Source organism: Pseudoalteromonas maricaloris (genome assembly GCF_024746855.1).
Taxonomy (GTDB): domain Bacteria; phylum Pseudomonadota; class Gammaproteobacteria; order Enterobacterales; family Alteromonadaceae; genus Pseudoalteromonas; species Pseudoalteromonas maricaloris.
The window spans coordinates 2,832,445-2,856,757 of sequence record NZ_CP024625.1 but is presented as its reverse complement, the minus strand read 5'-3'; the positions used below and the strand labels follow the sequence as shown (position 1 = coordinate 2,856,757).

23 protein-coding genes are annotated in these 24,313 nt (G+C 41.9%); 11 read left to right on the top strand and 12 right to left on the bottom strand.

Annotation, left to right across the window (positions count from 1 at the left end; all coding sequences use genetic code 11):
* The first annotated feature begins 13 nt into the window (after window positions 1-13).
* Window positions 14-1,966: a response regulator gene (locus tag CTT31_RS12580; protein ID WP_260491371.1), complete on the top strand. Its 1,953-nt coding sequence runs from the start codon at window positions 14-16 to the stop codon at window positions 1,964-1,966.
* Between the two features lie 27 nt (window positions 1,967-1,993).
* On the opposite strand, the gene CTT31_RS12575 is transcribed toward CTT31_RS12580, so the two are convergent.
* The 5 genes from CTT31_RS12575 to CTT31_RS12555 form a co-directional block, all read right to left on the bottom strand.
* A complete protein-coding gene (locus CTT31_RS12575; RefSeq protein ID WP_010378914.1) occupies window positions 1,994-2,248 on the bottom strand; it encodes a hypothetical protein in 255 nt (84 codons plus the stop codon).
* The gene (locus tag CTT31_RS12570) at window positions 2,232-2,669 is read right to left on the bottom strand and encodes a phage holin family protein (protein ID WP_039496874.1); all 438 of its coding nucleotides are present in this window, start codon (window positions 2,667-2,669) and stop codon (window positions 2,232-2,234) included. The genes CTT31_RS12575 and CTT31_RS12570 overlap by 17 nt, the downstream gene beginning before the upstream one ends.
* Window positions 2,670-2,671: 2 nt before the next feature.
* Window positions 2,672-3,001 carry a hypothetical protein gene (locus tag CTT31_RS12565; RefSeq protein ID WP_130125970.1) on the bottom strand — a complete coding sequence of 110 codons (330 nt, stop codon included), beginning with the start codon at window positions 2,999-3,001 and terminating at the stop codon, window positions 2,672-2,674.
* A gap of 414 nt (window positions 3,002-3,415) precedes the next feature.
* Complete coding sequence (locus CTT31_RS12560; protein WP_260491370.1) at window positions 3,416-4,003, bottom strand: outer membrane beta-barrel protein; 588 nt, start codon at window positions 4,001-4,003, stop codon at window positions 3,416-3,418.
* A gap of 61 nt (window positions 4,004-4,064) precedes the next feature.
* Window positions 4,065-4,628, bottom strand: a complete 564-nt coding sequence (locus CTT31_RS12555) for a BON domain-containing protein (RefSeq protein WP_010378923.1) — start codon at window positions 4,626-4,628, stop codon at window positions 4,065-4,067.
* A 235-nt stretch (window positions 4,629-4,863) separates the two neighbouring features.
* Between CTT31_RS12555 and CTT31_RS12550 the strand changes: the two genes are divergently transcribed.
* From CTT31_RS12550 to CTT31_RS12530, 5 genes are all read left to right on the top strand, one after another.
* Window positions 4,864-5,748, top strand: a complete 885-nt coding sequence (locus CTT31_RS12550; protein ID WP_260491369.1) for a mechanosensitive ion channel family protein — start codon at window positions 4,864-4,866, stop codon at window positions 5,746-5,748.
* A 164-nt stretch (window positions 5,749-5,912) separates the two neighbouring features.
* Complete coding sequence (locus CTT31_RS12545; RefSeq protein WP_039496879.1) at window positions 5,913-6,359, top strand: PA2169 family four-helix-bundle protein; 447 nt, start codon at window positions 5,913-5,915, stop codon at window positions 6,357-6,359.
* A gap of 10 nt (window positions 6,360-6,369) precedes the next feature.
* Window positions 6,370-6,537: a DUF1328 domain-containing protein gene (locus CTT31_RS12540; RefSeq protein ID WP_010378934.1), complete on the top strand. Its 168-nt coding sequence runs from the start codon at window positions 6,370-6,372 to the stop codon at window positions 6,535-6,537.
* A gap of 40 nt (window positions 6,538-6,577) precedes the next feature.
* Window positions 6,578-6,769, top strand: coding sequence for a hypothetical protein (locus tag CTT31_RS12535; protein WP_010378936.1), 192 nt, complete (start codon window positions 6,578-6,580; stop codon window positions 6,767-6,769).
* A 217-nt stretch (window positions 6,770-6,986) separates the two neighbouring features.
* Window positions 6,987-8,612 (top strand): methyl-accepting chemotaxis protein, encoded by a 1,626-nt coding sequence (locus CTT31_RS12530; RefSeq protein WP_211858109.1) that lies wholly within the window; start codon window positions 6,987-6,989, stop codon window positions 8,610-8,612.
* Between the two features lie 197 nt (window positions 8,613-8,809).
* Here the strand turns inward: CTT31_RS12530 and CTT31_RS12525 are convergent, their stop codons facing one another.
* Entirely contained in the window at window positions 8,810-10,966 is a 2,157-nt protein-coding gene (locus CTT31_RS12525) for a TonB-dependent siderophore receptor (protein ID WP_260491368.1), read from the bottom strand.
* 353 nt (window positions 10,967-11,319) lie between these two features.
* On the opposite strand from CTT31_RS12525, the gene CTT31_RS12520 reads away from it, so the two are divergent.
* On the top strand, window positions 11,320-12,636 hold the full coding sequence (locus tag CTT31_RS12520) for a PepSY-associated TM helix domain-containing protein (protein ID WP_260491367.1): 1,317 nt from the start codon (window positions 11,320-11,322) through the stop codon (window positions 12,634-12,636).
* A gap of 59 nt (window positions 12,637-12,695) precedes the next feature.
* Here CTT31_RS12520 and CTT31_RS12515 read toward each other — a convergent pair whose 3' ends face one another.
* The 3 genes from CTT31_RS12515 to CTT31_RS12505 all read right to left on the bottom strand — a co-directional run bounded on the left by CTT31_RS12515 (window position 12,696) and on the right by CTT31_RS12505 (window position 14,966).
* Complete coding sequence (locus CTT31_RS12515) at window positions 12,696-13,067, bottom strand: hypothetical protein (protein WP_069020194.1); 372 nt, start codon at window positions 13,065-13,067, stop codon at window positions 12,696-12,698.
* 145 nt (window positions 13,068-13,212) lie between these two features.
* Window positions 13,213-13,977, bottom strand: a complete 765-nt coding sequence (locus tag CTT31_RS12510; RefSeq protein WP_260491366.1) for a YdcF family protein — start codon at window positions 13,975-13,977, stop codon at window positions 13,213-13,215.
* Between the two features lie 101 nt (window positions 13,978-14,078).
* Entirely contained in the window at window positions 14,079-14,966 is an 888-nt protein-coding gene (locus CTT31_RS12505; RefSeq protein WP_010370874.1) for a LysR substrate-binding domain-containing protein, read from the bottom strand.
* Between the two features lie 290 nt (window positions 14,967-15,256).
* Between CTT31_RS12505 and metE the strand changes: the two genes are divergently transcribed.
* Window positions 15,257-17,533, top strand: coding sequence for a 5-methyltetrahydropteroyltriglutamate--homocysteine S-methyltransferase (gene metE / locus CTT31_RS12500; RefSeq protein WP_370649617.1), 2,277 nt, complete (start codon window positions 15,257-15,259; stop codon window positions 17,531-17,533).
* 1 nt (window position 17,534) lies between these two features.
* Here metE and CTT31_RS23565 read toward each other — a convergent pair whose 3' ends face one another.
* Both CTT31_RS23565 and CTT31_RS12495 read right to left on the bottom strand, forming a co-directional pair.
* Window positions 17,535-17,735 (bottom strand): hypothetical protein, encoded by a 201-nt coding sequence (locus CTT31_RS23565; protein ID WP_312026952.1) that lies wholly within the window; start codon window positions 17,733-17,735, stop codon window positions 17,535-17,537.
* Between the two features lie 161 nt (window positions 17,736-17,896).
* On the bottom strand, window positions 17,897-20,257 hold the full coding sequence (locus CTT31_RS12495; protein WP_260491365.1) for a bifunctional diguanylate cyclase/phosphodiesterase: 2,361 nt from the start codon (window positions 20,255-20,257) through the stop codon (window positions 17,897-17,899).
* Between the two features lie 185 nt (window positions 20,258-20,442).
* Between CTT31_RS12495 and pyrC the strand changes: the two genes are divergently transcribed.
* The 3 genes from pyrC to CTT31_RS12480 all read left to right on the top strand — a co-directional run bounded on the left by pyrC (window position 20,443) and on the right by CTT31_RS12480 (window position 23,807).
* Window positions 20,443-21,480, top strand: coding sequence for a dihydroorotase (gene pyrC, locus CTT31_RS12490; protein WP_130163700.1), 1,038 nt, complete (start codon window positions 20,443-20,445; stop codon window positions 21,478-21,480).
* Between the two features lie 167 nt (window positions 21,481-21,647).
* Window positions 21,648-21,953 carry an H-NS histone family protein gene (locus CTT31_RS12485; protein WP_039496899.1) on the top strand — a complete coding sequence of 102 codons (306 nt, stop codon included), beginning with the start codon at window positions 21,648-21,650 and terminating at the stop codon, window positions 21,951-21,953.
* A 111-nt stretch (window positions 21,954-22,064) separates the two neighbouring features.
* Window positions 22,065-23,807 (top strand): DEAD/DEAH box helicase family protein, encoded by a 1,743-nt coding sequence (locus CTT31_RS12480; RefSeq protein ID WP_260491364.1) that lies wholly within the window; start codon window positions 22,065-22,067, stop codon window positions 23,805-23,807.
* Window positions 23,808-23,842: 35 nt separating this feature from the next.
* Here the strand turns inward: CTT31_RS12480 and CTT31_RS12475 are convergent, their stop codons facing one another.
* A complete protein-coding gene (locus tag CTT31_RS12475) occupies window positions 23,843-24,175 on the bottom strand; it encodes a ribonuclease E inhibitor RraB (protein WP_260491363.1) in 333 nt (110 codons plus the stop codon).
* Window positions 24,176-24,313 lie beyond the last annotated feature (138 nt).

Below are 24,313 nucleotides of genomic sequence, written 5' to 3'. Positions count from 1 at the left end.
TGTGGAGGCTAGTATGACAAAGGAGTCGGTCAGTGAAGTCAATGTGCTGCTCATTGAAGATGACGAAGACGATTATATTTTAACCTTAGATTATTTACAGTCTATTCCTAACTTTAAATTTAATCTCGTTTGGCAAAGCCAATACCATCAAGCGCTAGAAGCACTGGAGAGTAATGGCTTCGATCTCTGCTTATTGGATTATCAATTAGGCCCACAAACCGGTTTGAGCGTGTTAAAAGAAGCCAGAGCAAGACAGGTTCATACGCCGATAATCATGCTGACGGGGCAATCAGATGAAGTGTTAGATAACGAAGCCCTAAAAGCGGGTGCTGAAGACTTCGTGCTTAAGTCAGAAATAAGCAGCGCTCGATTTATTCGTTCCATTCGCTATGCTTTGGCACGCAAAGAACTTGAACGTGAACGCCTGGAGCGATTGCGAGTCGAGTCTGACAGTCGAGCAAAAGACCGCTTTTTGGCACATTTAAGCCATGAGTTGAGAACGCCGTTAACGTCTATTCTAGGTTACACCAATCTCCTCTTATCTCGGGAAGAGTTGCAGAATGTTAAGCCCGAGCTTTCTATAATCAATAACAATAGCGAGCACTTACTTAACTTATTAAATGATGTACTCGACCTATCCAAGCTAAATGAAAATCGGTTACAGCTAAATAAACAAAGCACGTGTTTGAATAGCTTTCTAAGTGATTTATATAGTCTGTTTAAAATGGCCGCAGCCAAGAAAGGCTTGAGTTTTAGCATTGAAGCTAAAACACCACTTCCTCAAGATGTAAAGGTTGATAAAACACGACTAAAACAGGTACTTATCAACATTATTTATAATGCAATTAAGTTCACAAGCTCCGGTTTCGTGAAGGTTGAGATCACGTTACAAGCTGATGCAAAACTTGAGTTCAAGGTGATTGATACAGGTATTGGTATTCCTTGCGAGAAGCTTAAACGTATATTTAAACCTTTTGAACAAGTACAAAACGTCACAACGCGCACGGATGAAGGTGCTGGTCTTGGTTTAGCTATTAGCTCTGCACTCATTAAACTGATGGGAGGCGAGCTTGCGGTTGAGTCAACCTTGGGAGAGGGGAGTGAGTTTGGTTTTAGTATTGATCTTGGTGCTATCGATGAAATGACTCTGGCGCCATTGATGCTAGATAAAACCCAAAATGCGACCGATAACTCGCTTCCACCTGATTTGCAAGGGCATATCCTTATCGTTGAAGACATTAGTGAGATCCAGATGTTGTTGCGCACCCTGATTGGTCAAACCGGCGCAACCGCTGAAATTGCGGGCGATGGCATTGAAGCGCTTGCGATGCTTAAGGATGATCCAGATAAGTATGACTTAGTCTTTATGGACTTGCACATGCCAAGAATGGATGGTCGAGACACTATTGTTGCGCTCAGAGAGCGTGGTATTGACTTACCTGTTGTCGCACTAACAGCGGCCGCTCAAAAAGGCACAAAAGAAGAATTAATGGCGCTTGGCTTTAGCGATATGATGAGCAAGCCTGTTAATGTCTCTGAGTTAGGAGAATATTTAGCTCACTACTTGAGTGACGAGTTGGCAACATCTAGCGATGATGTGGCGCAAACTACCGGTACTTTGCGGTTTTTAGTGGTAGAAGACGACGCAGATACACGCAACCTGCTTAAGCTGTTACTTAATTCACTGCAAGTGAATGTGGTTACGGCAGAGTGCGCGCAAACTTGTTGGCAGCATTTTGTTGGTCCTGAGCGCTTTGACACGATTTTACTGGATATAGGTCTGCCCGATAAGTCTGGGCTTACGCTTGCGCGAGAGATTAAAGCACAAGATCCTAATCAGCATATCGTGATTGCAAGTGGTTTTGATCCAGAGCCGGAAAAATTGGCCGAGTCACAAGTAGATGACGTGTTGTTAAAGCCTATAACACTGGTGGATCTGAAAGAAATTAAAGAAAAGCTGGTTTAGATAAGAACCAAAGAATAGCGCACGGAATTAAATGATACCTTGCGCTATTCTTTGTAGAAGTACGATTTTTCTTAGTGCACCAAACTTGCCATATTTAGCGCTGAGTGCGCCAAACATAAACATGAAGCCCAACCCTTGAGGAGAGCTAATCGCGCCGGTAAATACTTTTTTGGCTTTCACTTGGGTAAGGTGATTAAAATGTCTAGCGGTAATGAGCTTTTTCTTCTCTATCACCACTTCTTGGTGCAACTTATCAGTGATGAATTCAGCGAGCTTCGTCATTACTGGCCTCCTGCTTCGCAACTGAAGTATAAAACCCAGACGTCAGGTCATTTATGCTGTTGTTAAAGAGCTTTAGCCCGGTGACGATCAGGTAATAAATCATTGCGATATTGATAGTAAGTACAATACCGGCAGAAATAAACCAGCTTAGGCCTGCGTAGGTTAAGGCGTAAGCAAATAACACGTGCAAGCTGCCCCATACCATTGCCGTTAAAATTAAAGAAAACAGAATTAACCCGAGCGCGATACATAAAGTTTTTAAATTAGCTCTGAACTTCGCACCTAATAGGTTAATTTGTGCTTCAGCGATTTGCTGATAACTGTCGAATAATAGAGACACAGAATCTTTAAGCTCAGCGAGCGCAGGCGTGCGCTCGTGAGCTGCTGCTTGACGGTCTCTTACTTGAGCTTGGTCTTGCATGATTACTTATTCCTTAACAGCATAGTTGCCAACATACCGAGTGAAAATGCGATACCAGCCGTTTTTACTGGGTTTTCCGTTGCATACTTTTTCACACCAGATGTATTCCACGCACGTTCCCACTCTTTACGCTTGGCACCAATGGCTTCGCTTGAGTTATGACCTTTTTCACGCAGCGAGGTTTCAGTGCGAGATGCTGAAGCGTGCAGTGAATCTACTGACGCATGTAATGTATCTGCAATTTGATCCGTAACTGGGTGACTAGAATCATGGCCATTTGACTGTGGTTTTGCTGTGTTACTTGTCTGTGTTTGGTTTGCTTGGTTACTCATAAACTACTCCTTATTCGTTTAGTTCACTGTATTCGTTGCAAACCCTTTGCCAACTTAAAAATTTAGTAATATCAGTCTATTACCTTTGTCTCATGTTTTGTGTCGGTAGATGCGATACGAAGAGTGTAAATGTTACATAGCAGAACCTACAGGGTGTGGAGTTTAAAAAAGTGACAGATTTCATTTCTAGTAGTGAATGGCAAATATTACATCTAGAGGTTTTCTATCTTTAAGTTCTGTTTTCTACAAATAAAGGAATAGCGAGAATGCACTCACATTATTCAATATGGGAGCCATACGCTGAAAACAAAAAAGGCGCTACCAAGTGGTAGCGCCAAAACCAGACTCTTGTGAAAGAGCCAGGACTGAGTCAAAGGGGAAATAATTGGGAGGCTATAGAGCCAAAACTACTGTTTAAAATTGATACTCGATCGAGACTGCTGCTACGTCCATATCTGGGTCGATATCGTCCTCAAGTTCGTAGCGCGTATATTCTAAACGCATGTTAATGTTTTCGTTTAGGTGGAACTCTACACCAGCACCATAAAGCCAGTCGCCACCTTCAAGGTTAGATGAAACACGACCTACAGCTGGAATATCAGCATAGATATCTGCATAGATATCTGCATCCCATTCAAGCCAACCACCTTTTGCGTAAACTGAAAAGTATTCGTTTAATGGGGCTGAGAGACGTGTAGATAAAGAAATACCGTCGATTTCAGCAGAGTTGTCAATGTCACTTGCTTCGTCGAAGTTTTCATAGGCAAGTTCAAAGCTCCAATATGGATTGATTTTTGTACCTACATACGCTTTTAACATAGACGAGTCATCGTCGAACGAGGTGTCGTTCTCACGATCTTCCCACTGAAAAGAGTATTGGCCGTAACCGATACCTGTATAAATTTTATAATCTTCTAGTCCAAAATCAGACTCCGCGTGAGCAGCGGTAGATGCAAGACCTAGAGAAGCTAGTAGCGCAGCGGCAATAGTTAATTGTTTCATCTTTACTCCTTAAATCAATATAAATATGGGAGGGGGGAGTGCCCCCTCAAATCAAAACTGCTTATGATTTTTTAGTAACGCGAAGGTTATCTTTTACATCTTTAACGTCATTGGCGTTTTTCGCGATTTGCACAGCAAGTTTGCGCTCAGCTTCGCTACCAACATGGCCGTTTAGTGTTACGACTAAACCTTCCACATCAACATCGATGTCAGTACCATCTACATCTGTGTCAAACAGGTAGCGAGACTTAATTACTGTTGCGATTTTTGCGTCAGTAAAGCCGCTATCGCTTTCGTAGTTACGCTCTTTTTTGCGTTCATCTGACATATCAACGATAGTCAGGTCGTTTTTCACTTCTTTTACGCCATCGATACCTAGTACCAGTTCTTCAGCTAGCTTTTTGTCTACTGAGTGTTCAACTTTACCAGTTAGCACTACAACGCCATTTTTCACATCTGTGTTAATGTCAAAGTTGTTCAGCTCACCGTTGAAAAGTAGCGTTGCTTCTGCTTTACCGTCTATCCAAGCATCGCTTGCTTCTTTTTCCCAAGAATTATCAGCAGCAAAAGCTGAAGCAGTAGTAAGTGAAGATACAAGTACAGTTGCAATTAATGTCTTTTTCATAATTAAACTCCTTTAATTTCGTAGTCGAATTACCTATTGCAGCTGTTGTGCCATGTTGTAAGTTACTGAATTTTATGTGTTTTTATTTTATTGGTAAGTTTTAAGGAAGAATTTACCGAGAAAATGTTTACATTACTTTGTAATAATTACCTTTTTCATGAATGGCTAATTAATATCAGTAGGAATGATTACTGCATTCGATCGTTGTTGCGTACTTATATAGGAGTTAGTAATTATGAATTTAGAAAAGTTTTGGACGTTAATTAATGATAAGTTAATCTCTTGGCTTGAATCCGGTGTGCAGTTACTACCGAATATGATCCTAGCCTTAATGATACTAATATTCTTTACAGCGCTGGCTAAAATGTCATCTATTTGGTTTTCTAAAGCGATTAAAAAAGCAATAAAGACAGAACAAGTTGCTTCTCTTATTAGTTCCATATTTAAAGTCTCTATTATTGCCATTGGGATTTTCTTCGCTTTAGATATAGTAAAACTATCAGGTGCCGTAATGTCATTGTTGGCTGGGGCGGGGATCATTGGCCTTGCTATTGGCTTTGCATTCCAAGACATGACTGAGAACCTCATCGCTGGATTTGTGATGGGAGTCAGAAAGCCCTTTATGGTCGGTGACATTATCAGAACCAAGGATTGCTTTGGCACGGTAAGCAAAATCAATTTGAGAAATACTTTGGTGGAAAATTTTTATGGCCAGCTGTCTTATATTCCCAACAAAATTCTCTTTAAGAATGAGTTACAAAACTACACCAAGCTTGGTAAGCGAAGAATAGAAGTACCAGTTGGTATCTCATATGCGGATGACCCAGAACAAGCCCGCGAGGTGATTGTTGAGGCCATTAATAAGCTTGATTTCGTAGTAAACCAAAAAGAAACGGATGTCTATGCTGAGTCTTTTGGTGATAGTTCTATCAATCTATTAGTGTGGTTTTGGATAGACTACCCAGCGGATCCCGGCTTTATGGTGGTCAGGCACCAAGCAATTTGTACAATTAGCCGTGTTTTAGCTGATAACGATATCTTAATTCCTTTCCCTATTAGGACGATGGATTTCAATGCAAAAGGCAGTACGACCTTAAGTGCGCAATTATCACAGGAATAATTTACATCTAGTTTGTAATATTTTCACCGCTCTGAAAGTTCTTATATTAAAAATCCTTGTAAAATAATGGTTTATAATTTGGCATTTAATCTGCATTAACGAAAAGGACAGAAATAATATTTGCAAAATGCACTTATTAAATATTTAAGCGAAAGGAGTTATTTATGGCAGATTCAAATTACGACATGGAGCCGGTAAAAGAGCTCATTAAAGTATTAAATGGTGGTGTAGATTTTTACACCGAAGCTAAGAAGAAGCTAGATAATATCGAATTAAACCGCGTATTTGACCAAATGATTGTAGATAAAGCGCAAGCAATCTCGGATCTACAACCATTTGTTCTTATCGACGAGGGTGAAATAGAGACTGATTCAGCACTTAGCATCGACATTCGTGAATCGTACACCAAGTTGGTTAGTATGGTGAGCACCGACAAAGAGCACACCTATATTTCTCAGCTAGAAGAAGTGGAAGACAAAGTGTTGAGCAAGCTTGATAAAGCGCTAAGCAAAGATCTTCCACCTAAATGCAAGAGTGTATTACTGCAAATCCAAACCAGAATGCAAGCTTGTCACGATCAAATGAAGCAGTTGCAAGAGCTAACTGCCTAAGGAGAATGTTATGTTGAGTTGGGCTGTAATGTTTTTATTCCTAGCACTTGTCGCAGCCGTGTTAGGTTTCACCGGAATCGCGGGCGCTGCGGCAGGTATGGCGAAAATTCTATTCTTTGTGTTTATCGCCTTTATGATTATTTCGTTTATTTTTGGCAAAGCACGAGCTCCCAGGTAAAAGGGATTTAACGTACTAAAACGGTTTTAGGAGATAGATTATGAAATCAGCAATTACATTAGCGAAAGCATTTGGTTTTGTTTCAATTTTAGCACTTTTTGGCTGTAGTGAAGGCCCAGCGGAAGATGCGGGTGAGCGTTTCGATGAAACGGTTCAGGAAGTGGAAAACAGTGTAGAAGATGCCTGTGAAGATGTAAAAGAGAACCTGAACGCTGAAAACGAAGAGTGTTAAGTAGAAACAATTTCGACGTGGAATGTAAGAGGAGAAGCTGATAAAAGCTTCTCCTCTTTTTTGTAATAGGTTTAAAAATCAATACTCTAAAAAGGTGAGACATAGTAAAGAAATATGATGCACATCAAGACCACGCTGCTTAATCTGCAATTAATATTGTAATCTACGAACTTTGAGTAATACTTTATTTCTATGTTTACTCAATAAAAATCAGATTATGCTAAATAGGGTTTCAGTTAAAAGCAGATTGTTGTCGCTTTCGGGCATACCTGCGGTGTTTTTTATTCTTGCAACCATCTTCACAATCGGAACATTATCAAACCTTATCAATTACATTGACCGTATTTATGACGACAGAGTTGTACCGCTTAGACAAATAAAAGTGGTGTCAGATAACTATGCGGTGGTTATTGTGGATACGTTTCACAAGTTACGAGGCCATCAACTATCCAATGGTGCTGCGTTAAAGCAAATCGACGAAGCTAAGAAAATTGCGGAAAAAGAATGGCGACAATATTTATCGACCGATTTGACAAATGAAGAACGGGAACTTGTCAAACAGGTTGAGGCTGCAGAGCTTACCGTTAAACAGTTGTTGGCTAATTACACCAGCAGAGTAAATGCCAATACATTTGAGGAAATTCCCTACGATAAATTTGTCCATGACCTTTACTCCGTATTTGACCCATTAAGTGAAAGTTATTCTGCGTTGATTGAATTACAGCTTGCCGAAGCAAGCTCTCTGAGAGATAAAGGTCGCTCAGAAGCCAGTGCGACAAAAACGGCGATGATTATCTCTTCTGTTGTTATTGTGATCGTAATGGTACTAATTGGCATGTTGATATTTAGGTCAATTAATGAACCGCTCAGCCGCTTACGTATGCGTATTGGTAATATTGCAAGGGATGCAGATTTAACACAACGAGTAGTTGTTGAGGGGCAAGATGAGTTAAGCCAGATAGGGAATGACTTCAATACCATGGTGTCTAGCTTACATGAGCTAGTTACCAATCTAGTCACAATCGTGAATAGCCTTTCTTCGACCTCTAACGAGTTGAATGGTATCAGTCAATCGATTGCGGGTACTTCACAAGAGCAAGAGCAGCAAACAGTGATGATTGCAACTGCAGCAACAGAAATGAGCAGTGCGATACAAGAAGTGGCACATAATGCGATGAATACCGCGAACAAAGCTGAGATGTCCGGTAAGCTTGCGAAACAAGGAATGGATGTTATTTCGCAAAATATTCAGGCCATTGAGCGCCTTGCTAGTGAAGTAGGAGATAATGCGCAGCTAATTAAAGCGTTGAACGATCAGTCTAATGAAATCAACCAAGTGGTGTTAATGATCCAAGGTGTGGCTGAGCAAACAAACCTTTTGGCGTTAAACGCTGCAATAGAAGCTGCGAGAGCTGGGGAATCAGGCCGAGGTTTTGCGGTTGTTGCCGACGAAGTCAGGCAATTGGCACATAATACGCAAAAAGCCACGGAATCTATCCGAGATATGATCAGTAAGTTACAGGGCATGGCACAAAACGCAGTATCGTCGATGGAGAACGCGCAATCAAGTGCTGCTGCGGGGGTAGATAGGGCCAATGAGTCAGCTCAAATAATGACCGATATTGATAAGGCGGTGGATGAAATCGTTGGTATGAATATTCAGGTTTCAACGGCGACAGAAGAACAAACAACGGTGGTTGCGGAAATCAGTGAAAATATTAATGATTTCAGTAGCAGCATTTCTGAAATTACCCGAAATGCGCAAAGTAATGCCGATGTAAGTAACGACTTAGAAGCGTTGGCCGAGCAGCTAAATAGCCAAGTGCTAGTGTTTAAAGTTTAATGGTACCCATTTGGTAATTAACTTGAGATGTTCTGCTCTAAAGCTAGAAAACACGGTTAAGCTGCTTGATATGGGATAGGAAAGAGCGGGTTTCTAGTCAGAAGCCCGCACTATATTTTAGGCATTTTTCTGTGGCGGCTAAGTTTTAAAGGAATTGTTAACCCTATCACGCCACAGCATTTGCATAGTGCTTTACGTTAAAACAGATATTCCATACTTAAATTGTATGCTCTAGGCTCGCTGTACTTTTTCGGCACGAAACCGTATGTATCGTAATAGCTTTCATCTGTGAGATTACTGATATTCAGTTTAACGCTCAGCTGGCTAGAGAATTGATATTTGACGTGCGCATTTAGCAAAAGCTGGCTATCTTGCTCTGCGCGCACTGCGCCCCGACGACCACCTGCTGGAAGTCCAAGGTCAACACCCGGGACGTTTAAAATATCGACTTTTCTGTCCGTATCCCAAGTTGCATTTAGGCCTAAACGCCAAGCCCCATAAGTATACCTGGTGCTTGCATTGAGCGTTTGTCTTGGCGCATACAAATTAATATCTTCGCCATGCTCATCGACAACATCAAAATCACTGTACCCAAGGTTTACTTGCCAATCATCTGTCAGCTTTGCTTCTAATTCAACTTCAAATCCATCGGCTTCAGCACCATCAACAGGTCGATACCTAGCAGGTCTTTCGTCTGCATATTCGGGAATAACAACACCGAAGTCCTCTTTTAAACTATCAAAGTAAGCGACGTTTAGACGTAGTTTGTCATCCCAAAGTGTGGTTTTGATGCCGACTTCTAAGTTCTGGGCGGTGATTGGTGCTAATTGATTTAAATTGGCATCCACTTTATCCAGTTGCGGCTCATAAGCATCGGTATAACTTGCATACGTGCTGATCTGGTCATTGAGATCATAAACCAGTCCCAAGTATAAGCTCTCACCGGTTTCTTCACCTTTATCGCTTGAGAACCCGCTCCAAGCAAAGTCACGCTCATTGGTACGTTCATAATCAAAAAATTTGACACCAAGAATGGCGTGAAGGGCATCCGTTAACGTTAACTTACTGCTAAGGGCAATGCTCTGTTCTTTCGTCGTTTTGTCCCAATAGCCAATGAATTGCTTATCTGTCGCGGTTAAATGAGCGGCCGGATGAAGGTTATTAATCGATTGAAGTGGATAAAATATTGTTCTCGCGTTTTCATCGAGTTCTTCGAAGCGATCGTCAGTGGACTCAAAATCTGCATTTAAATAGGTGATATTTACCTGATGTGCGCGGTCAAATAATTCAAACCGACCAACCAGTCCCAAAATGAAATTAGTCCCATCAACTGTTTCAATCCAGCGTCTGTCACCGCCTTGAAGGCCAAGGCCTGTTTCTTTGTCTGGGTTTCCACTAAAGTAGGTTAAAGTAATGTCAGCTTCTGTTTTGCTGTATTGTGCGCCAAAGTTAAGCTCCCAATCTAAATTGATTTGGTGAGATAATTTTAAATGGTAACTTTGGTGGGTATTGCCGTTGTAACTGTCTGGTGAAGATAAATTTGTTTTCTTGTCTATTTCAACGGAACTACCATCAGAGTAAAAAATTGGTAATCCCCAGGGTGATAGTGTCAGTTCATTGTCTTGGTAATGAACACTAAACGAGGCTTCGGTATCTTCGGAGAAATAATGATGCAATTGGGTGTATGCAACGATCTTATTACTATTTTCTTTGTCGACAAAGCTATCTCTTTCCTCATAGGCAAGAATAACTCGTCCGGCCAATGCTTCATCTTTCGTTAGGGAGCCTGTTGCATCTATGTGTGTACGCACTTTATTCCAAGAGCCAATCTCGGCACCAACTTCAACAAATCCACCTCGGTCTGGTTGTTTTGTGATGACATTTAATGTTGCCGATGGTTGTCCTGCACCCGCCATTAACCCCGCAGCGCCCCGAAGAACCTCTACTCTGTCATAGACAATAGTGTCTAAGCGACTCTCTTGTGGTCCAGCAATTGAGGTCGGTAAGCCATCTTTAACCAATGCATTGACGAGATACCCACGAGAAGTAAACTCAGTATTATCACCCGCTCCAAATTTGTATCTTGAGATGCCTGTTGCCTGTACCATGATGTCCTCAAGATCATTCAGTTCGAAGTCTTCTATGTAATCGTGGCTTAACACGGTAACAGACTGGGGGGTTTCTTTAATGGTAAGGTCAAGTCCTGTGGGACCCGAGTTACGCTTGATTGGCTTGCCTACAACACTGATCCGTTCAATATTGTCGCGCTCGGCTTTTGCTGCCGCATTTGGAGAAAAATAAAGGAGTGATAACATCAGAGCTAGTGCTGTAGATTGATGCGCTTTGGTTTGCATGGGTGTTTCCTTTCCTAAATTGTTTTTTCGTCACAAGAGATAAAGATGAAAGTTCCTATGAAATGTAGGAGCTATTTTTCTGAGATTGAACCAAGCTCTTGAATAGTTCTAACTGAAAACAGAAATTATTTTCAATTCTAAATGATAATTCTTTTTGTTACCATAAGGGGTAATGCAAAAAATGAATTATTGCCAAAATAATGGCTTACTCGAATCTCAGATTTGTTAGGTTCTGATTGTTAGATTGGGTGTCAATTAGGTTGGATAGCGCTGTCACAGGGCTTATCTATGTTTGAATATTAATACAAGGCAAGGAAGTGAAGTCGTTTTATGTCTTCGCTATTAGGTGGTCCATGACGGCAAAACAATGGTTCAACTGGCATAGTTTGAGTGGCGTGTGGTTTGGGGTGTTGCTGTTCATAATATGTTGGACTGGCGCGTTTGCGAGTATTGCCCACGAACTAGATTGGCTATTCAACGACCAGGTGAGGGCAGTAGAGGGCCAATCAAACATAAGCTTAGCAGCAGCTTACGAGATGGTACAAAAGGCGTATCCTGACGCCCGAATAGGGATTGCCTTTACAGGTCCTGATACTTATTTTGCGCATGACATCGTGATGCGAATGCCTGATAGTCCATGGCAACATGTTTATGTCGATCCGTATTCAGGAATTATCCTAGGTGAAAGTAGTTTTTTTAATATTCAGCGTTTTTTTCGTGATTTCCATATGCATTTTTTCGGCGTATTTGACAGCATCATTTCATACTATCTTGTGCTTATCTTTGCAGTTCCGTTGTGTATTTCGACCGTGAGTGCGCATTATGTATATCGCGGCTGGTGGAAAAAGTTATTTGCATTTACGTTTAGCGGGGATGCACGTGCCAAGATGGCAAGTGTGCATAAAATAAGTGGGGCGTGGGGCTTATGGCTTGCGGTTGTTATTTCGCTCACGAGTATCTGGTATCTATTTGAGTTTGTTCGCATGGATATGGTCGATGGTAAAACAGCTTTTACTGATGTTGGGGATTTTGCCGTTAATCCTTTGGCCGAACTGCCGCGACAGGATAAACCACAATTGTCGGTTGTGGAATTATTCGCAATAGTAAAAGCGGCGAGGCCTGACCTTGAGGTGAAAGCCATTCGCTATTCTGGAGGTTATTTTTATGCTGAAGGGCAATCGCAGGATTGGATAGTTCGGGATAGGGCAAACAAGATCTATGTTAACCCTTACACGGGGGAAGTTGTTTATAGCCAAACGGCATCGAGCCAAGGGCTGTATTGGCGCTTATCCGATACCGCGGACCCCCTACATTTTGGCAACTTTGTAGGGATATGGGGGAAAATACTGTGGTTTATATTTGGGATTGTACTTTCATTTTTGGTTCTCAGTGGTACTTACATGTATATTAAGCGGCAATTTAAATTGCGTCGCAAAGATGAATGCCGAGGTGTCGTGGTATCACTAGTGTTGGGTTTCGGATTGCTCTTATGTATTTGCTTTTACGCGCAACACACTATTGCGGGTTATGGTATGGCAGGAAAGTGGCCGGAGTTACCGACTGCTTCATTTACTTTTTTAGTAAGCTGGGTGTCACTCACTTGCTTGATTATCTTGTTTTGGAGCGCCGCTCTGCTCAATTTATGCCTGAAGCATCGGGGGGGGTCGTGATTGCTGCAGACCAAAAAAAACCTCGCAGCTGCGAGGTTTCTTCACTCATGAAACTGTGATTAAACAACACCACGAGGTAAGCGGCAGTCGTGATCTTTTGCTGCTAGTTCAGCAATCCACTGTTCTTCCGCTTTGAAGCCTTCTTCGTTTTCTGTAACGATAGTAAAGCTCGCTGATTTTACAGCTGCAGCCTTAGGCGCTTTCTTAGTCGTTTTCGCTTTTTTGGCAGGCGCCTGCGTTTTATCACTTGCTACAGCTGACCCTGAAGTTAGCTCTTCGGTTAATTCGGCTACCTCAGCAAGACGCATGTTTTTGCCACCATCGATGCTATACCAACCTGGCTTTGCAGTGATCTCAGGCTTTTTGCCATGTGCAGCTTCGTACGCAGCTTCGAAAGCGCTTAGTACTTCAGTTTTATCTAGTTTACTCATCGTAGATCCTAGTCGTGTTGTACGCGGATACGCGGGTTAAGATTAAACTCTATTTATACCCATATTTGCGCAAATTTTCAATTTTTTACGTTTTTCAGCGCTAATTTATCGAACTTTAGCCTGATTTTGGTGTCTTTTTCGGCGCTTAAAGTGCCTCAGGGTCAATAACACGACGGATCGTGATCCACATACTTCCAAGCTGTTCATGCCAAATCCGAGTGACTACTTCTAAGGCCTTATGGTTTGGAATAAATTGTCTGCTCGGTGGGTATTGCTTGAAGTTATAAAACTCCGTCGGTGCAGCGAACACTTCTATGCCTTGTGCTTCAAATAGGTTTTTTGCTCGCTGTATGTGCGAAGCCGATGTGACCAATGCGACGTCATAATCGACTAGTAAAGGTGCTAGCATTTTTGCTTCGTCCGCGGTGTCTTTGGCATTGGGGTTTTGCTTAATACGTGTAGCGGAAATACCTAGGCTCTGTGCGGTTCTTGCCATGAGTCCCGCGCTTGTTGCATGGCCATAGCCGTAACCAGAGACATACAGCTGAGCCTTTGGGTAAATATTAGCAAGTCTTACGCCTTCAACTAGTCTGGCTAGACCGCAGCTGCCAAGTTGGGCGTTGCTGGGGAGAGATTTATCTGGGTATAAATCACAGCCAAGTACCACGATTTTATCTATATTGTTGTGCTTGCTTGGATTGAATGCGGCGAGAGTGCCTGTATCCCACTCAATAATATGTTGTGCGACATAAGGAGTCGATAACGCCCATGTCGTGAGTAAGACGAACCAGCTTGCGATATACGGCCCTTTGCGTGTTTTGGCGATAAAAAACATGAGCCCCATAAGTGCAACCAAAGATAACGGTAACGGCATCAGAAGTTGACCGATAACCTTTTTGACTTCAAACATTTAAACATGCCCTAGATTAAGATAAGCCTAACGCAATGCTAGCATGAGATGGGAGTTGTAGAAATGTCTAACAGTTAGGGCTCAAAAAAGAGCCCAGTCATCTATCTTGCAGTGGTTTTTCGGCAAGTATTGAGGAAATGACGATAAACAGGGTTATCTTTCATGCTTTTCTTCATTGCTAAATACATTGGACGATTTAGCCCAAGTGCGCCTAGAGGAATCGATTTAATTAGCCCTTGGCTCTCATAAGGTGTCACTAACCAGTCTGGTAATGCCGCAACCCCCATGCCTGCACTTACCAGTTGGAAGATTAATAAACCTTGATCGACGGTTTTTAGCGTACCGTCAAAGCGTGCATTTTGAATAAAATGCTTAAATATGTCTTGACGCTCGCGAGGAATAGGGTAAGAAATGATGGTTTCATCTTTTAGGTCGAGTGCTGTGACATAGGCCTTCTTGGCCAATTCGTGATCTGGTGCAACGATTAACTTTAACTTAAAGTCAAATAGGTGTGCGTATTCCAGTTGCTCTGGTTCGCGAATGTCTGAGGTAAGTACTAAGTCCAGCTCATCTTCAATAAGGTCAGGAATTGCGTCGTAGCTAAAGCCACGTTCGTAATCGACTTTAATGTCAGGCCAAAAGGTATTGAATTCTTTAATTGTTGGCAGCAACCAGTGAAAACAGGCATGACATTCCACGCTTAATCTGAGTTGCGAGATAGGCTGATTAAGGCTTTCCTTCAAACGACACTTTGTTGCTTCAACTTTAGGTAAAACATCGTTGGCAAGTTCCAATAATAACATCCCTTGAGGGGTAAAACGTACCGGCTGCGTTTTGCGCTCAAAGAGTTGGCAGTCAAGTTTGCTCTCAAGATCTTTGATCTGATGTGATAAAGCTGATTGAGTCAGGAATAGCTCTCGTGCTGTATTCACAAGAGAACCAGTTTCTTTCAAGGTGGAGATAGTCTTTAGGTGCTTTATATCAATCATTATCAACAATTCTCATATTTGAAGTGAGCAAATCTCAGCATTACTCAATATTACGATTCTATTTAGTTATTATCAATGTCTAGACGTCTAAATACCTACGGTGAATTGTTCAAAAATTCACAAATCCACTATAACACTAAAAATGACAGCGTTGTCACTACTTCTGTAAAAATTTTGCAAAAAATTACAATTTAATTTTATTCATATGAAATCTGAGAAAGCATCAATTGTTGTTTTTGATCATGAGAATTATATTTTGGACATCCATACATCTAGACGGAATTAAAATCATGGCATTAACACATAACTTGGGTTTTCCACGCGTAGGCAAAAAGCGTGAACTTAAATTTGCAGTAGAACGCTATTGGTCAGGCGACTTAACACAAGTCGAATTAATCGCGGAAGGAAAACGCATTCGTGCAGAAAACTGGGCATTGCAAGCTGACGCTGGTGTTGACCTTCTCCCTGTAGGCGATTTTGCTTGGTATGATCACGTGTTGAATATTTCATTGCTTGTCGGCGCTATTCCTAGTCGTCATAAAAATGATGAGTCGGTAAATCTCGATACTTTGTTTCGGATTGGCAGAGGGCGAGCACCTAGCGGCTGTGCGTGTGCTGCAAGTGAAATGACGAAATGGTTCAACACCAATTATCATTACATCGTCCCCGAGTTAACTCAAACGCAGGAATTTTCCCTAACTTGGACGGAGTTGTTTACTCAAGTAGAAGAAGCACAATTACTTGGCTACCAAGCAAAGCCCGTATTGATCGGCCCGGTAACCTATCTCTACTTAGCTAAATGCGTTGGTCAAGAGTTCGATAAATTGGCTTTATTAGATAAGTTATTGATTGTATATCAGCAGGTACTCGGCAAGCTTGCTGAGCAAGGCGTTGAGTGGGTACAAATTGATGAACCTATTTTAGCATTGGAAATCGATGATGCTTATCGCAACGCGCTGCGCCGGAGTTTTGATGCGTTGAGCGGCCAAGGAGTAAAAGTGTTGTTGGCCAGTTATTTTGACTCCGTACAAGCGCATGTTGAAGATATCCGGTCTTACCCTGTAGAAGGCGTACATTTTGACTGCGTAACGGCAAACTACGACTTGGCTGCGTTAGAGAAAGTAGTTGGAAAGGATAGCGTACTGTCTCTCGGGGTTGTGAATGGTCGTAACATTTGGCGCTCGGATCTTGAAGGTGTATATCAGCAACTTGCTCTGGTTCATGAACGTCGTGGTAATAATCTCTGGCTTGCTCCTTCATGCTCATTATTACATACGCCAGTCGACTTAGATCAAGAGCAAAAGCTTGACAGTGAGTTAAAGTCTTGGCTCGCATTTGCCAAACAAAAAGGGCAAGAGCTGGCATTATTGAAAAATGCATTGGAGCAGCGTGATATTACCCAGTTGGTCGAATATTCTAAGCCTGTAAAAGCGCGTTTGACCTCTACTCGGGTGAATAATAATGAGGTGCAGCAGCGTGTTTCAACGCTTACAGCAAAAGACGGTCAACGCAATAGTGAATTCGCAACCAGAATTAAAAAACAAGCACAGTCGCTAAATTTACCCTTATTGCCAACCACAACGATAGGCTCTTTCCCACAAACCCAAGCGATCCGTAAGGCACGACGTGATTATAAAGCGGGTACGTTGAGTGTTGATGCTTATCAAAGCCAGATGGAAGCGGAGATCCGTTATGCCGTTGAAGAACAAGAAGCGCTTAACTTAGATGTGCTGGTTCATGGCGAAGCAGAGCGCAATGATATGGTTGAGTACTTTGGTGAATTACTCGAAGGTTTTGCCTTTACTCAGTTTGGTTGGGTGCAAAGTTATGGTTCGCGCTGTGTTAAGCCCCCTGTGATCTGGGGTGATGTCTCGCGTGCGGCACCAATGACAGTTAATTGGACGAGTTATGCACAGAGCTTAACCAAAAAACCGATGAAGGGCATGCTAACAGGACCTGTGACTATTTTATTTTGGTCGTTTGTCAGAGATGACTTAGACAAGCAGAGCATCGCGAATCAAATCGCATTAGCACTGAGAGATGAAGTGGTAGATTTGCAAAATGCAGGGATTAAGGTGATCCAAATCGATGAACCTGCATTTAGAGAGGGGATGCCACTCAAAGCCAGTCAGTGGCAAACCTACTTAGCGTGGGCGGCGTATGCGTTTAGGGTATCTGCAAGTGGTGTGAATGACGAAACACAGATCCATACGCATATGTGTTATTCGGAGTTTAACGATATTATCGCCGCCATAGCGGATATGGATGCGGACGTGATCACAATTGAAACGTCACGTTCAAATATGACCTTACTTGACGCCTTTGAAGATTTTGACTACCCCAATGACATCGGACCTGGTGTTTATGATATTCACACGCCAAACGTCCCTGAGGTGGCATGGATAAAAGATTTAATTCACAAAGCAGCGAAGAAAATCCCGGTAGAAAGATTATGGGTGAATCCAGATTGTGGGCTAAAAACCCGAGCATGGCCAGAAACCCGAGCTGCACTTGAGAATATGGTGACAGCAACTAAGGAGCTTAGAAGCGAATTAGGGGAAAGTTAATCTAAACCAGTCTAAATACCTCACTGTTTATAAACAATGAGGTATTTGCTAGGGCCTGTTGACCTTTGCTGTTTGATTTTTGTTCTTCTGAGTGTGTTTTGGTCGCGACGCTCGACTTGCCGCCTAGTAATCTAGGCAAAAGTTGAGCAACAATGAACAAAGCGCACTCAGATGAACCCAAAGGGCAGCGCTTGATTAGCATTTCTTCTGTGTAGCCCCACAAGGATGTGGGGTAAGGTGACTTTGCAGGAGCACAAAGTCTTTATCGCCAGACTTACATAGAATGACTATGCTACGCTGGCTCTGTCTTGTATAAATACCAATCAAACTGCTGCAAAAACAAACTTGAAAGATCAACAGGCCCTAGTTTCTACTCAGTAAAAATGCCATCGCTTGATCTGCGGCTAATGGTTTAGAAACAATATAGCCTTGACCAAACTGACAGCCTTTTTGCTTTAATAGCTGCCACTGGGTTTCGAGCTCGATACCTTCAGCGACAACGGTTAGGTTAAGTGATTGTGCAAGTTTCAAAATCGCATCAACTAGCGGGTTTTCTCTTTCAGTTAGTTGGTCAATAAAGCTCTTATCAATTTTAAGCACATGAATGGGGAGCTGGTGCAAATAACCTAAAGCAGAGTAACCAGTACCAAAGTCGTCAAGATAAAGCTTCACTCCAAGGGATTCTAATCCTTGAATAATTTTGGTTGCGAGGGCGAGGTTTGCTATCAATCCAGATTCTGTGATTTCCAAACATAAAGAGCCAGGTGCAAGCTCATAATGATGATAAAGTTGCTGGATCGTATCAACGAACTCTAAGCTTGCGAAATGTCGCGACGAAACATTTACCGTAACACGAGTCTTCGGCAGCTTTTGCGCTTTCCAGCGTTTGAGTTGTTTGGCTGCTAATTCCAACAAATGTAAGTCAAGCTCAATGATCTGTCCGGTTTGCTCTGCAATTGGAATAAAAGCATCTGGAGAAACGAGCCCGTTTTTGGGGTGAAACCAACGGACAAGGGCTTCAAAGCTCACAATAGCGCCAGTCGTGAGAGAAAATATCGGTTGATAATACAGCGCAAATTCATTGTTTTTTATGCCATGTTGCAGATCATTTTCAATATCGGCTTGCTGTTTCAGGCGCTTGCGCATGGCATTATTAAAATAGCAGACTTGACCCCGACCCGAAGATTTTGCTTCGTACATGGCGGCATCTGCTTGCTGAAGTAAATTAATTGCGCTATCGGACTCGTTATCAGTGAACGCAACGCCAATACTGCCAGACGCTTGCAGAACATGACCATCTATATGAAGGGGCTTGGTTATAGCCGTGGTGATCCTATCAAGCAGCAGAGTGACTTGTTGCCTGTCTTGGACATTTTCCATAAAAATCGCAAACTCATCACCCCCGAGCCGTGCAAAGGTATCGGTTTTGCGAATACAGCCATTTATCATCTCGACAATAGCAATCAAGAAATGGTCGCCAACATCGTGGCCAAGTGAGTCATTAATGCTTTTAAATCTGTCTAAATCGAGATAGATCAGGCAGTGCAAATTAGAGGACTCCACTCGCGCTAGTCTCAAAATGGCATGTTTGATCCGCTCTAATAATAAATAACGATTGGCAAGGCCCGTTAAATCGTCGTGCAAGGCTCGATGTTCTAGCGCCTGCCTTGAAAGCTGCCGGTCTATGGCCATGCTGACTTGACGACTTATATAAGTCAAAATAGATAAATCATGATTCACGAAAGCTTGGTCGTTATTGTAGCTTTGCAGCACAATCACGCCCTGATATTGATCATTAACCAAAAATGGTACGCCTAACCAAGAGCGTGGCGAGCGACCCACCATTTTAAAGTCCCCCCGCGTGATATGCATTCTAAATTGATCGTTATCACACAGCAGTGGTCGTTGATTCTTCAGAATATAGTAGGATGCAGTATGCTTAATCTGATCTTTTGATACTTTTTGGTGTGCATTACATTTTTCGCCTCCCTCAATCAAATAATCGATTTCTAAAATATCCTGTTGAGTATCATAAAGGCCGATAAAGAAATTCTCGGCGCAAAGCTGAGAGGCAATGATTTTATATAAGTCATCATAAAAAGCTTCAAGGTTCTCAAAGCGGTAAGTAATATTCGCAATTTTAAGCAGGGACTTTTCTAAATTCTGTGCTTGGTGTAACTGGGCAATCGTGGTTTGGAGGTTTTCTAAGGTGCGTAACTGATGGATTTTGGCACTGAGCAGATGTGCGACCGTCGATAATATTTGTAAATGCGCGGAGGTAAAATAATCAGCCTCTGGATGCTCACAGTCAATCACACCGATTAAGTGGTCGTCATACTCAAGTGGTACACAAAGCTCTGACATCGCTGGACGTAAATCTGCAATATACATAGGATGAGCGGCGACGTTTCCAGAAATAAAGGGCTCTCTAGTCGTTGCGACTTGCCCGGTAATACCTGAACCAATTTTTATCTTAGTTTGTTCAACACGATAATCCCCATTAGCATGGGAAACGCCCATACTCGCAGCGACTTCTAGATACTCTTGATAAGGATCAGCGAGATAGATAACACAATCTACAAACCCCAGTCGATTAACGACCTGTGTTGTAACGTATTCAAATAATTCGTCAAGTTTGGTTAGATGCAGCAGCGAGGAAGAAAACTGGTTAATGATGCTAAGCTGCTCAGTTTTTGATTCTAATTTTTGGTTCTCAGATAGCATACATATTTCTCATGAAAAGATGCTACTAAGTTAACTTAAATTGTACATATTTACCAATATTGTGAAAAATGAAAACGAGCTAAAAGTAAACTTACAAAATGAAATAATCTGCGGTTGGCCTGAAAAACTTTACTAACACCCATGTGCAGCCTATGATCGGGCAAATTCAGCAGTGGAAGAGAGCAATGACGAGCAAACAAACGCTAACGATTACACGACCAGATGATTGGCATGTACACCTACGTGATGGTGATGTCTTGGTCGACACGGTAAGAGATATTAGTCGCTACATGGGCCGCGCGATTATCATGCCAAACCTTGTACCACCAGCAACTTGCACAGAGACTGCTTTGGCTTATCGTGACCGCATTATGGCCGCTAATCCTCAAGGTAACTTTCAGCCTCTAATGGTGTTATATCTTACGGATAACACGACTCCTGAAGAAATCAAAAAAGCGAAAGCAACTGGTCATATTGTTGCTGCTAAGTTGTATCCAGCCGGTGCAACGACAAACTCAGCATCGGGTGTAACGGATATTGAAAATGTATATCCAGCGCTCGAAGCGATGCAAGAAGTTGGCATGTTACTACTCGTGCACGGTGAAGTGACGGACTCTTCTATTGATATTTTTGATAGAGAAAAAGTATTCCTTGAGACGAAACTAGCCAAAGTCGTTGATAACTTCCCGACGTTAAAAATTGTACTCGAACATATCACAACAAAAGACGCAGTTGATTTTGTTAATCAAGCGCCTGACAACGTTGCTGCAACTATCACAGCTCATCATTTGCTTTATAACCGCAATCATATGTTGGCTGGTGGCATTCGTCCTCACTATTATTGCTTGCCTATCTTAAAGCGTAATACGCATCAACAGGCGTTAATTGAAGCGGCGACAAGCGGAAGTAAAAAATTCTTCTTGGGCACAGACTCAGCCCCTCATGCGAAAGATAAAAAAGAAGCTGCATGTGGCTGTGCCGGTGCATACACTGCACATGCCGCAATTGAGCTATATGCAGAGGCATTTGAAGATGCGAATGCGCTTGATAAGTTAGAAGGTTTTGCGAGTCACTTTGGTCCGGACTTTTATGACTTACCGCGCAATACGGATACCATTACGCTGACTAAGTCTCCATGGCAAGTGCCTGATACATATAAATTAGGTGAAGGGACGGTCGTGCCAATTAAAGCTGGGTCGACAATTGATTGGAAAGTTGAATAAGATTTAAACAAAATGTAATTAAATCTTCTTAATTCTAACTAAAAAGCGCCATTATGGCGCTTTTTTAGTAACAAAATTAAAATTCATAGAATACAATTTGTTTTTTATTAATTTTAATATAGTATTCAATATAAATATTAAAACTAAGCTTAATTGAGAGAGTATCAATGCGTGAGATCAAGTCTTTTATTAAAAATGCAAGCTACGGTGATTTGGAAAAAGCATTAGAGCTTATTCAAAAAGCACTGGACGAGCAAAAGGAACAACAGCAGGCTAAAGAAGAAGTATTGGCTATGCTGAAAGAAAAAGGACTTACGCTTGATGATTTAGTAGGCTCTACGCCAGCTGACCGTCGTTCTAAAGTAAAAGCAAAATACCGTATTGAAAAAGACGGTGAAGTAATTGAGTGGACTGGCCGTGGTAAAACACCTAAAGTATTCCAAGGTGTTAACCTAGATGATTATCTAATCTAACAATACTTTATTATGAAGGTTGTTCGGTATTGAACAGCTTTTTAAAATAGCCTAAATAAAAGGCGTATCTTATGGATACGCCTTTTTTGACTTAATTATTTATATCCTGAGGTGCTTATTTACGTTTTAAGACCTTACCAACAAGAAGCGGTACAAAATACGCTGAATCACTTTCGCAAATCAAGCGAGTCAGCTGTCATTGTGTTACCTACAGGCGCCGGAAAGAGTCTCGTGATTGCTGAGCTTGCACGACTTGCGAAGCACAAAATATTAGTATTGACTCATGTTAAAGAGCTCGTAGAGCAAAATGCACAAAAATATAAAAGCTATGGATTACAAGCGAGTATATTTTCTGCTGGATTAAAAGAAAAGTCGTTACAGCACCAGGTGACTTTTGCCAGTGTGCAGTCATTGTCTCGAAACTTATCACAACTCAATCAATTTTATTCATTAGTTATCATTGACGAATGTCACCGAGTGAGTGGGGAAGATAATAGTCAGTATCAGCAAATTTTAAACCAACTGGCTCAGTTTAATCCTGAACTAAAGTTACTGGGCTTAACAGCAACGCCTTATCGATTGGGGATGGGGTGGATATATCATAAGCATTATCACGGTTTTGTTAGAGGAAAAGCTGAATCACCATTTAAGCAGTGTATTTACGAATTACCACTTAGATATATGATAAAAAATTCGTATCTGACGCCGCCTAATAAAATTGATCCTGCCGTTGAGAATTATGATTTTTCTAGTTTAAGTACAGATTCATTTGGACGTTATTCAGAATCTGATATGAATACATTATTACAAGCACAAACCCGTGCAACAAAGAGCATTATCACTCATTTATTGGCGCTCAGTGAAAATAGGGCGGGAGTAATGATTTTTGCCGCGACGGTTATGCATGCAAAAGAAATTCTTGGCTATTTACCCACGCAATATAGTGCGCTGATCACGGGTGAAACCAAATCTGCCGTGAGAGATGCACTTATCGTCCAGTTCAAAAATAGAGAAATTAAGTATTTGGTTAATGTTTCTGTGCTGACTACCGGGTTTGACGCGCCCCATGTTGATGTTATCGCTATCTTGAGACCCACGGAGTCCGTGAGCCTCTATCAGCAGATTGTAGGCAGAGGACTTAGGTTAGACGAAAACAAAGAAGACTGTTTTGTCATTGATTATGCAGGCAACGACTTTGATTTATTTGCACCTGAAGTGGGCAGTAAAAAGCCAAACTCAGACAATGAGCCCGTACAGGTGTTATGTCCAGGTTGTGGCTTTGCCAATATTTTCTGGGGCAAGGTAGACGAGCAAGGCAAGCTTATTGAGCATTTTGGTAGGCGCTGTCAGGGATTGCTTGAAGACGATGAAGGTCACTCGCAGCAATGTGATTATCGTTTTAAGTTTAAAGAGTGTGAGCAATGCGGTGCAGAAAATGATATTGCTGCAAGGCAATGCCATCAGTGCGGCGGAATAATGGCAGACCCAGATGATAAGTTGCGTGCAGCACTGAATTTAAAACATGCAATGGTGCTGCGCTGCAGCGGACTATGTGGCGAAGTGCTCAGTGGCAATAAATTAAAAATTACTTACTTTGATGAGGATGGGGCAAGTTGTAGTGAAGTCTATGACTTTTCTAATCAAAAGAGTCTATTTATATTCCACCAGCAATTTGCAAAGCGGCGAAAATCTACGTCGGCACCTGCAAAATGGCAGTCAGCTGAAGAAGTGATAGATACAGATTTGATTGCACCGGATTTCGTGATTGCTAAATTACACAAGAAGTTTGGTTGGCAGGTTTCTGAAAAGTTGTTTGATTATCAAGGTAGCTACAGAAAGGCTGACAAAAGTTAGCCTTTCTGTATAAAAATCGGATTTTCTGTGGCAGTTTATTCTTTCGAGGCCATTAAGCCCCAGCCGTCACCATATCCTTCATAACCATTGGCTATGCTTTCAAGGTATTGCTCCGTCTGACTCAGTAGCTCGTGCATCGGGACCATAGTCACCGTGGTGATCACTTCCCAAACACCAGTGTCAGGACATTGTTGTAACTGGGTTTTCGGTGCTAATTCGTCTTTCTCAATCGCACCAATGAAGCGCTTAGCATCATCAGCTTGCTCGAAAAGAATATAAAAATCGATATTCTGCATTTGCGTCAGATCAACGCCAGCAGCGGCAATCTCAGCTAGAAGCTCACCGTTATCATCATTTGGGAATTGCATAATTTCACTCTGCAGGTTCAATTGCTGCTATTGTCCGTCATCTTCAAGAAAATAAAAAGGATGAATGTAAATAAATGTGCGATAAAACCCACTGCGTTACAACAAAATACACCCTATGTTCAGCTTAAGCTCAGTAAA

Coding starts and splice junctions, on each gene's coding strand:
- CTT31_RS12580 (WP_260491371.1), top strand. CDS start 14: ATGACAAAGGAGTCGGTCAGTGAAGTCAATGTGCTGCTCATTGAAGAT.
- CTT31_RS12575 (WP_010378914.1), bottom strand. CDS start 2,248: ATGACGAAGCTCGCTGAATTCATCACTGATAAGTTGCACCAAGAAGTG.
- CTT31_RS12570 (WP_039496874.1), bottom strand. CDS start 2,669: ATGCAAGACCAAGCTCAAGTAAGAGACCGTCAAGCAGCAGCTCACGAG.
- CTT31_RS12565 (WP_130125970.1), bottom strand. CDS start 3,001: ATGAGTAACCAAGCAAACCAAACACAGACAAGTAACACAGCAAAACCA.
- CTT31_RS12560 (WP_260491370.1), bottom strand. CDS start 4,003: ATGAAACAATTAACTATTGCCGCTGCGCTACTAGCTTCTCTAGGTCTT.
- CTT31_RS12555 (WP_010378923.1), bottom strand. CDS start 4,628: ATGAAAAAGACATTAATTGCAACTGTACTTGTATCTTCACTTACTACT.
- CTT31_RS12550 (WP_260491369.1), top strand. CDS start 4,864: ATGAATTTAGAAAAGTTTTGGACGTTAATTAATGATAAGTTAATCTCT.
- CTT31_RS12545 (WP_039496879.1), top strand. CDS start 5,913: ATGGCAGATTCAAATTACGACATGGAGCCGGTAAAAGAGCTCATTAAA.
- CTT31_RS12540 (WP_010378934.1), top strand. CDS start 6,370: ATGTTGAGTTGGGCTGTAATGTTTTTATTCCTAGCACTTGTCGCAGCC.
- CTT31_RS12535 (WP_010378936.1), top strand. CDS start 6,578: ATGAAATCAGCAATTACATTAGCGAAAGCATTTGGTTTTGTTTCAATT.
- CTT31_RS12530 (WP_211858109.1), top strand. CDS start 6,987: ATGCTAAATAGGGTTTCAGTTAAAAGCAGATTGTTGTCGCTTTCGGGC.
- CTT31_RS12525 (WP_260491368.1), bottom strand. CDS start 10,966: ATGCAAACCAAAGCGCATCAATCTACAGCACTAGCTCTGATGTTATCA.
- CTT31_RS12520 (WP_260491367.1), top strand. CDS start 11,320: ATGACGGCAAAACAATGGTTCAACTGGCATAGTTTGAGTGGCGTGTGG.
- CTT31_RS12515 (WP_069020194.1), bottom strand. CDS start 13,067: ATGAGTAAACTAGATAAAACTGAAGTACTAAGCGCTTTCGAAGCTGCG.
- CTT31_RS12510 (WP_260491366.1), bottom strand. CDS start 13,977: ATGTTTGAAGTCAAAAAGGTTATCGGTCAACTTCTGATGCCGTTACCG.
- CTT31_RS12505 (WP_010370874.1), bottom strand. CDS start 14,966: ATGATTGATATAAAGCACCTAAAGACTATCTCCACCTTGAAAGAAACT.
- metE (WP_370649617.1), top strand. CDS start 15,257: ATGGCATTAACACATAACTTGGGTTTTCCACGCGTAGGCAAAAAGCGT.
- CTT31_RS23565 (WP_312026952.1), bottom strand. CDS start 17,735: ATGCTAATCAAGCGCTGCCCTTTGGGTTCATCTGAGTGCGCTTTGTTC.
- CTT31_RS12495 (WP_260491365.1), bottom strand. CDS start 20,257: ATGCTATCTGAGAACCAAAAATTAGAATCAAAAACTGAGCAGCTTAGC.
- pyrC (WP_130163700.1), top strand. CDS start 20,443: ATGACGAGCAAACAAACGCTAACGATTACACGACCAGATGATTGGCAT.
- CTT31_RS12485 (WP_039496899.1), top strand. CDS start 21,648: ATGCGTGAGATCAAGTCTTTTATTAAAAATGCAAGCTACGGTGATTTG.
- CTT31_RS12475 (WP_260491363.1), bottom strand. CDS start 24,175: ATGCAATTCCCAAATGATGATAACGGTGAGCTTCTAGCTGAGATTGCC.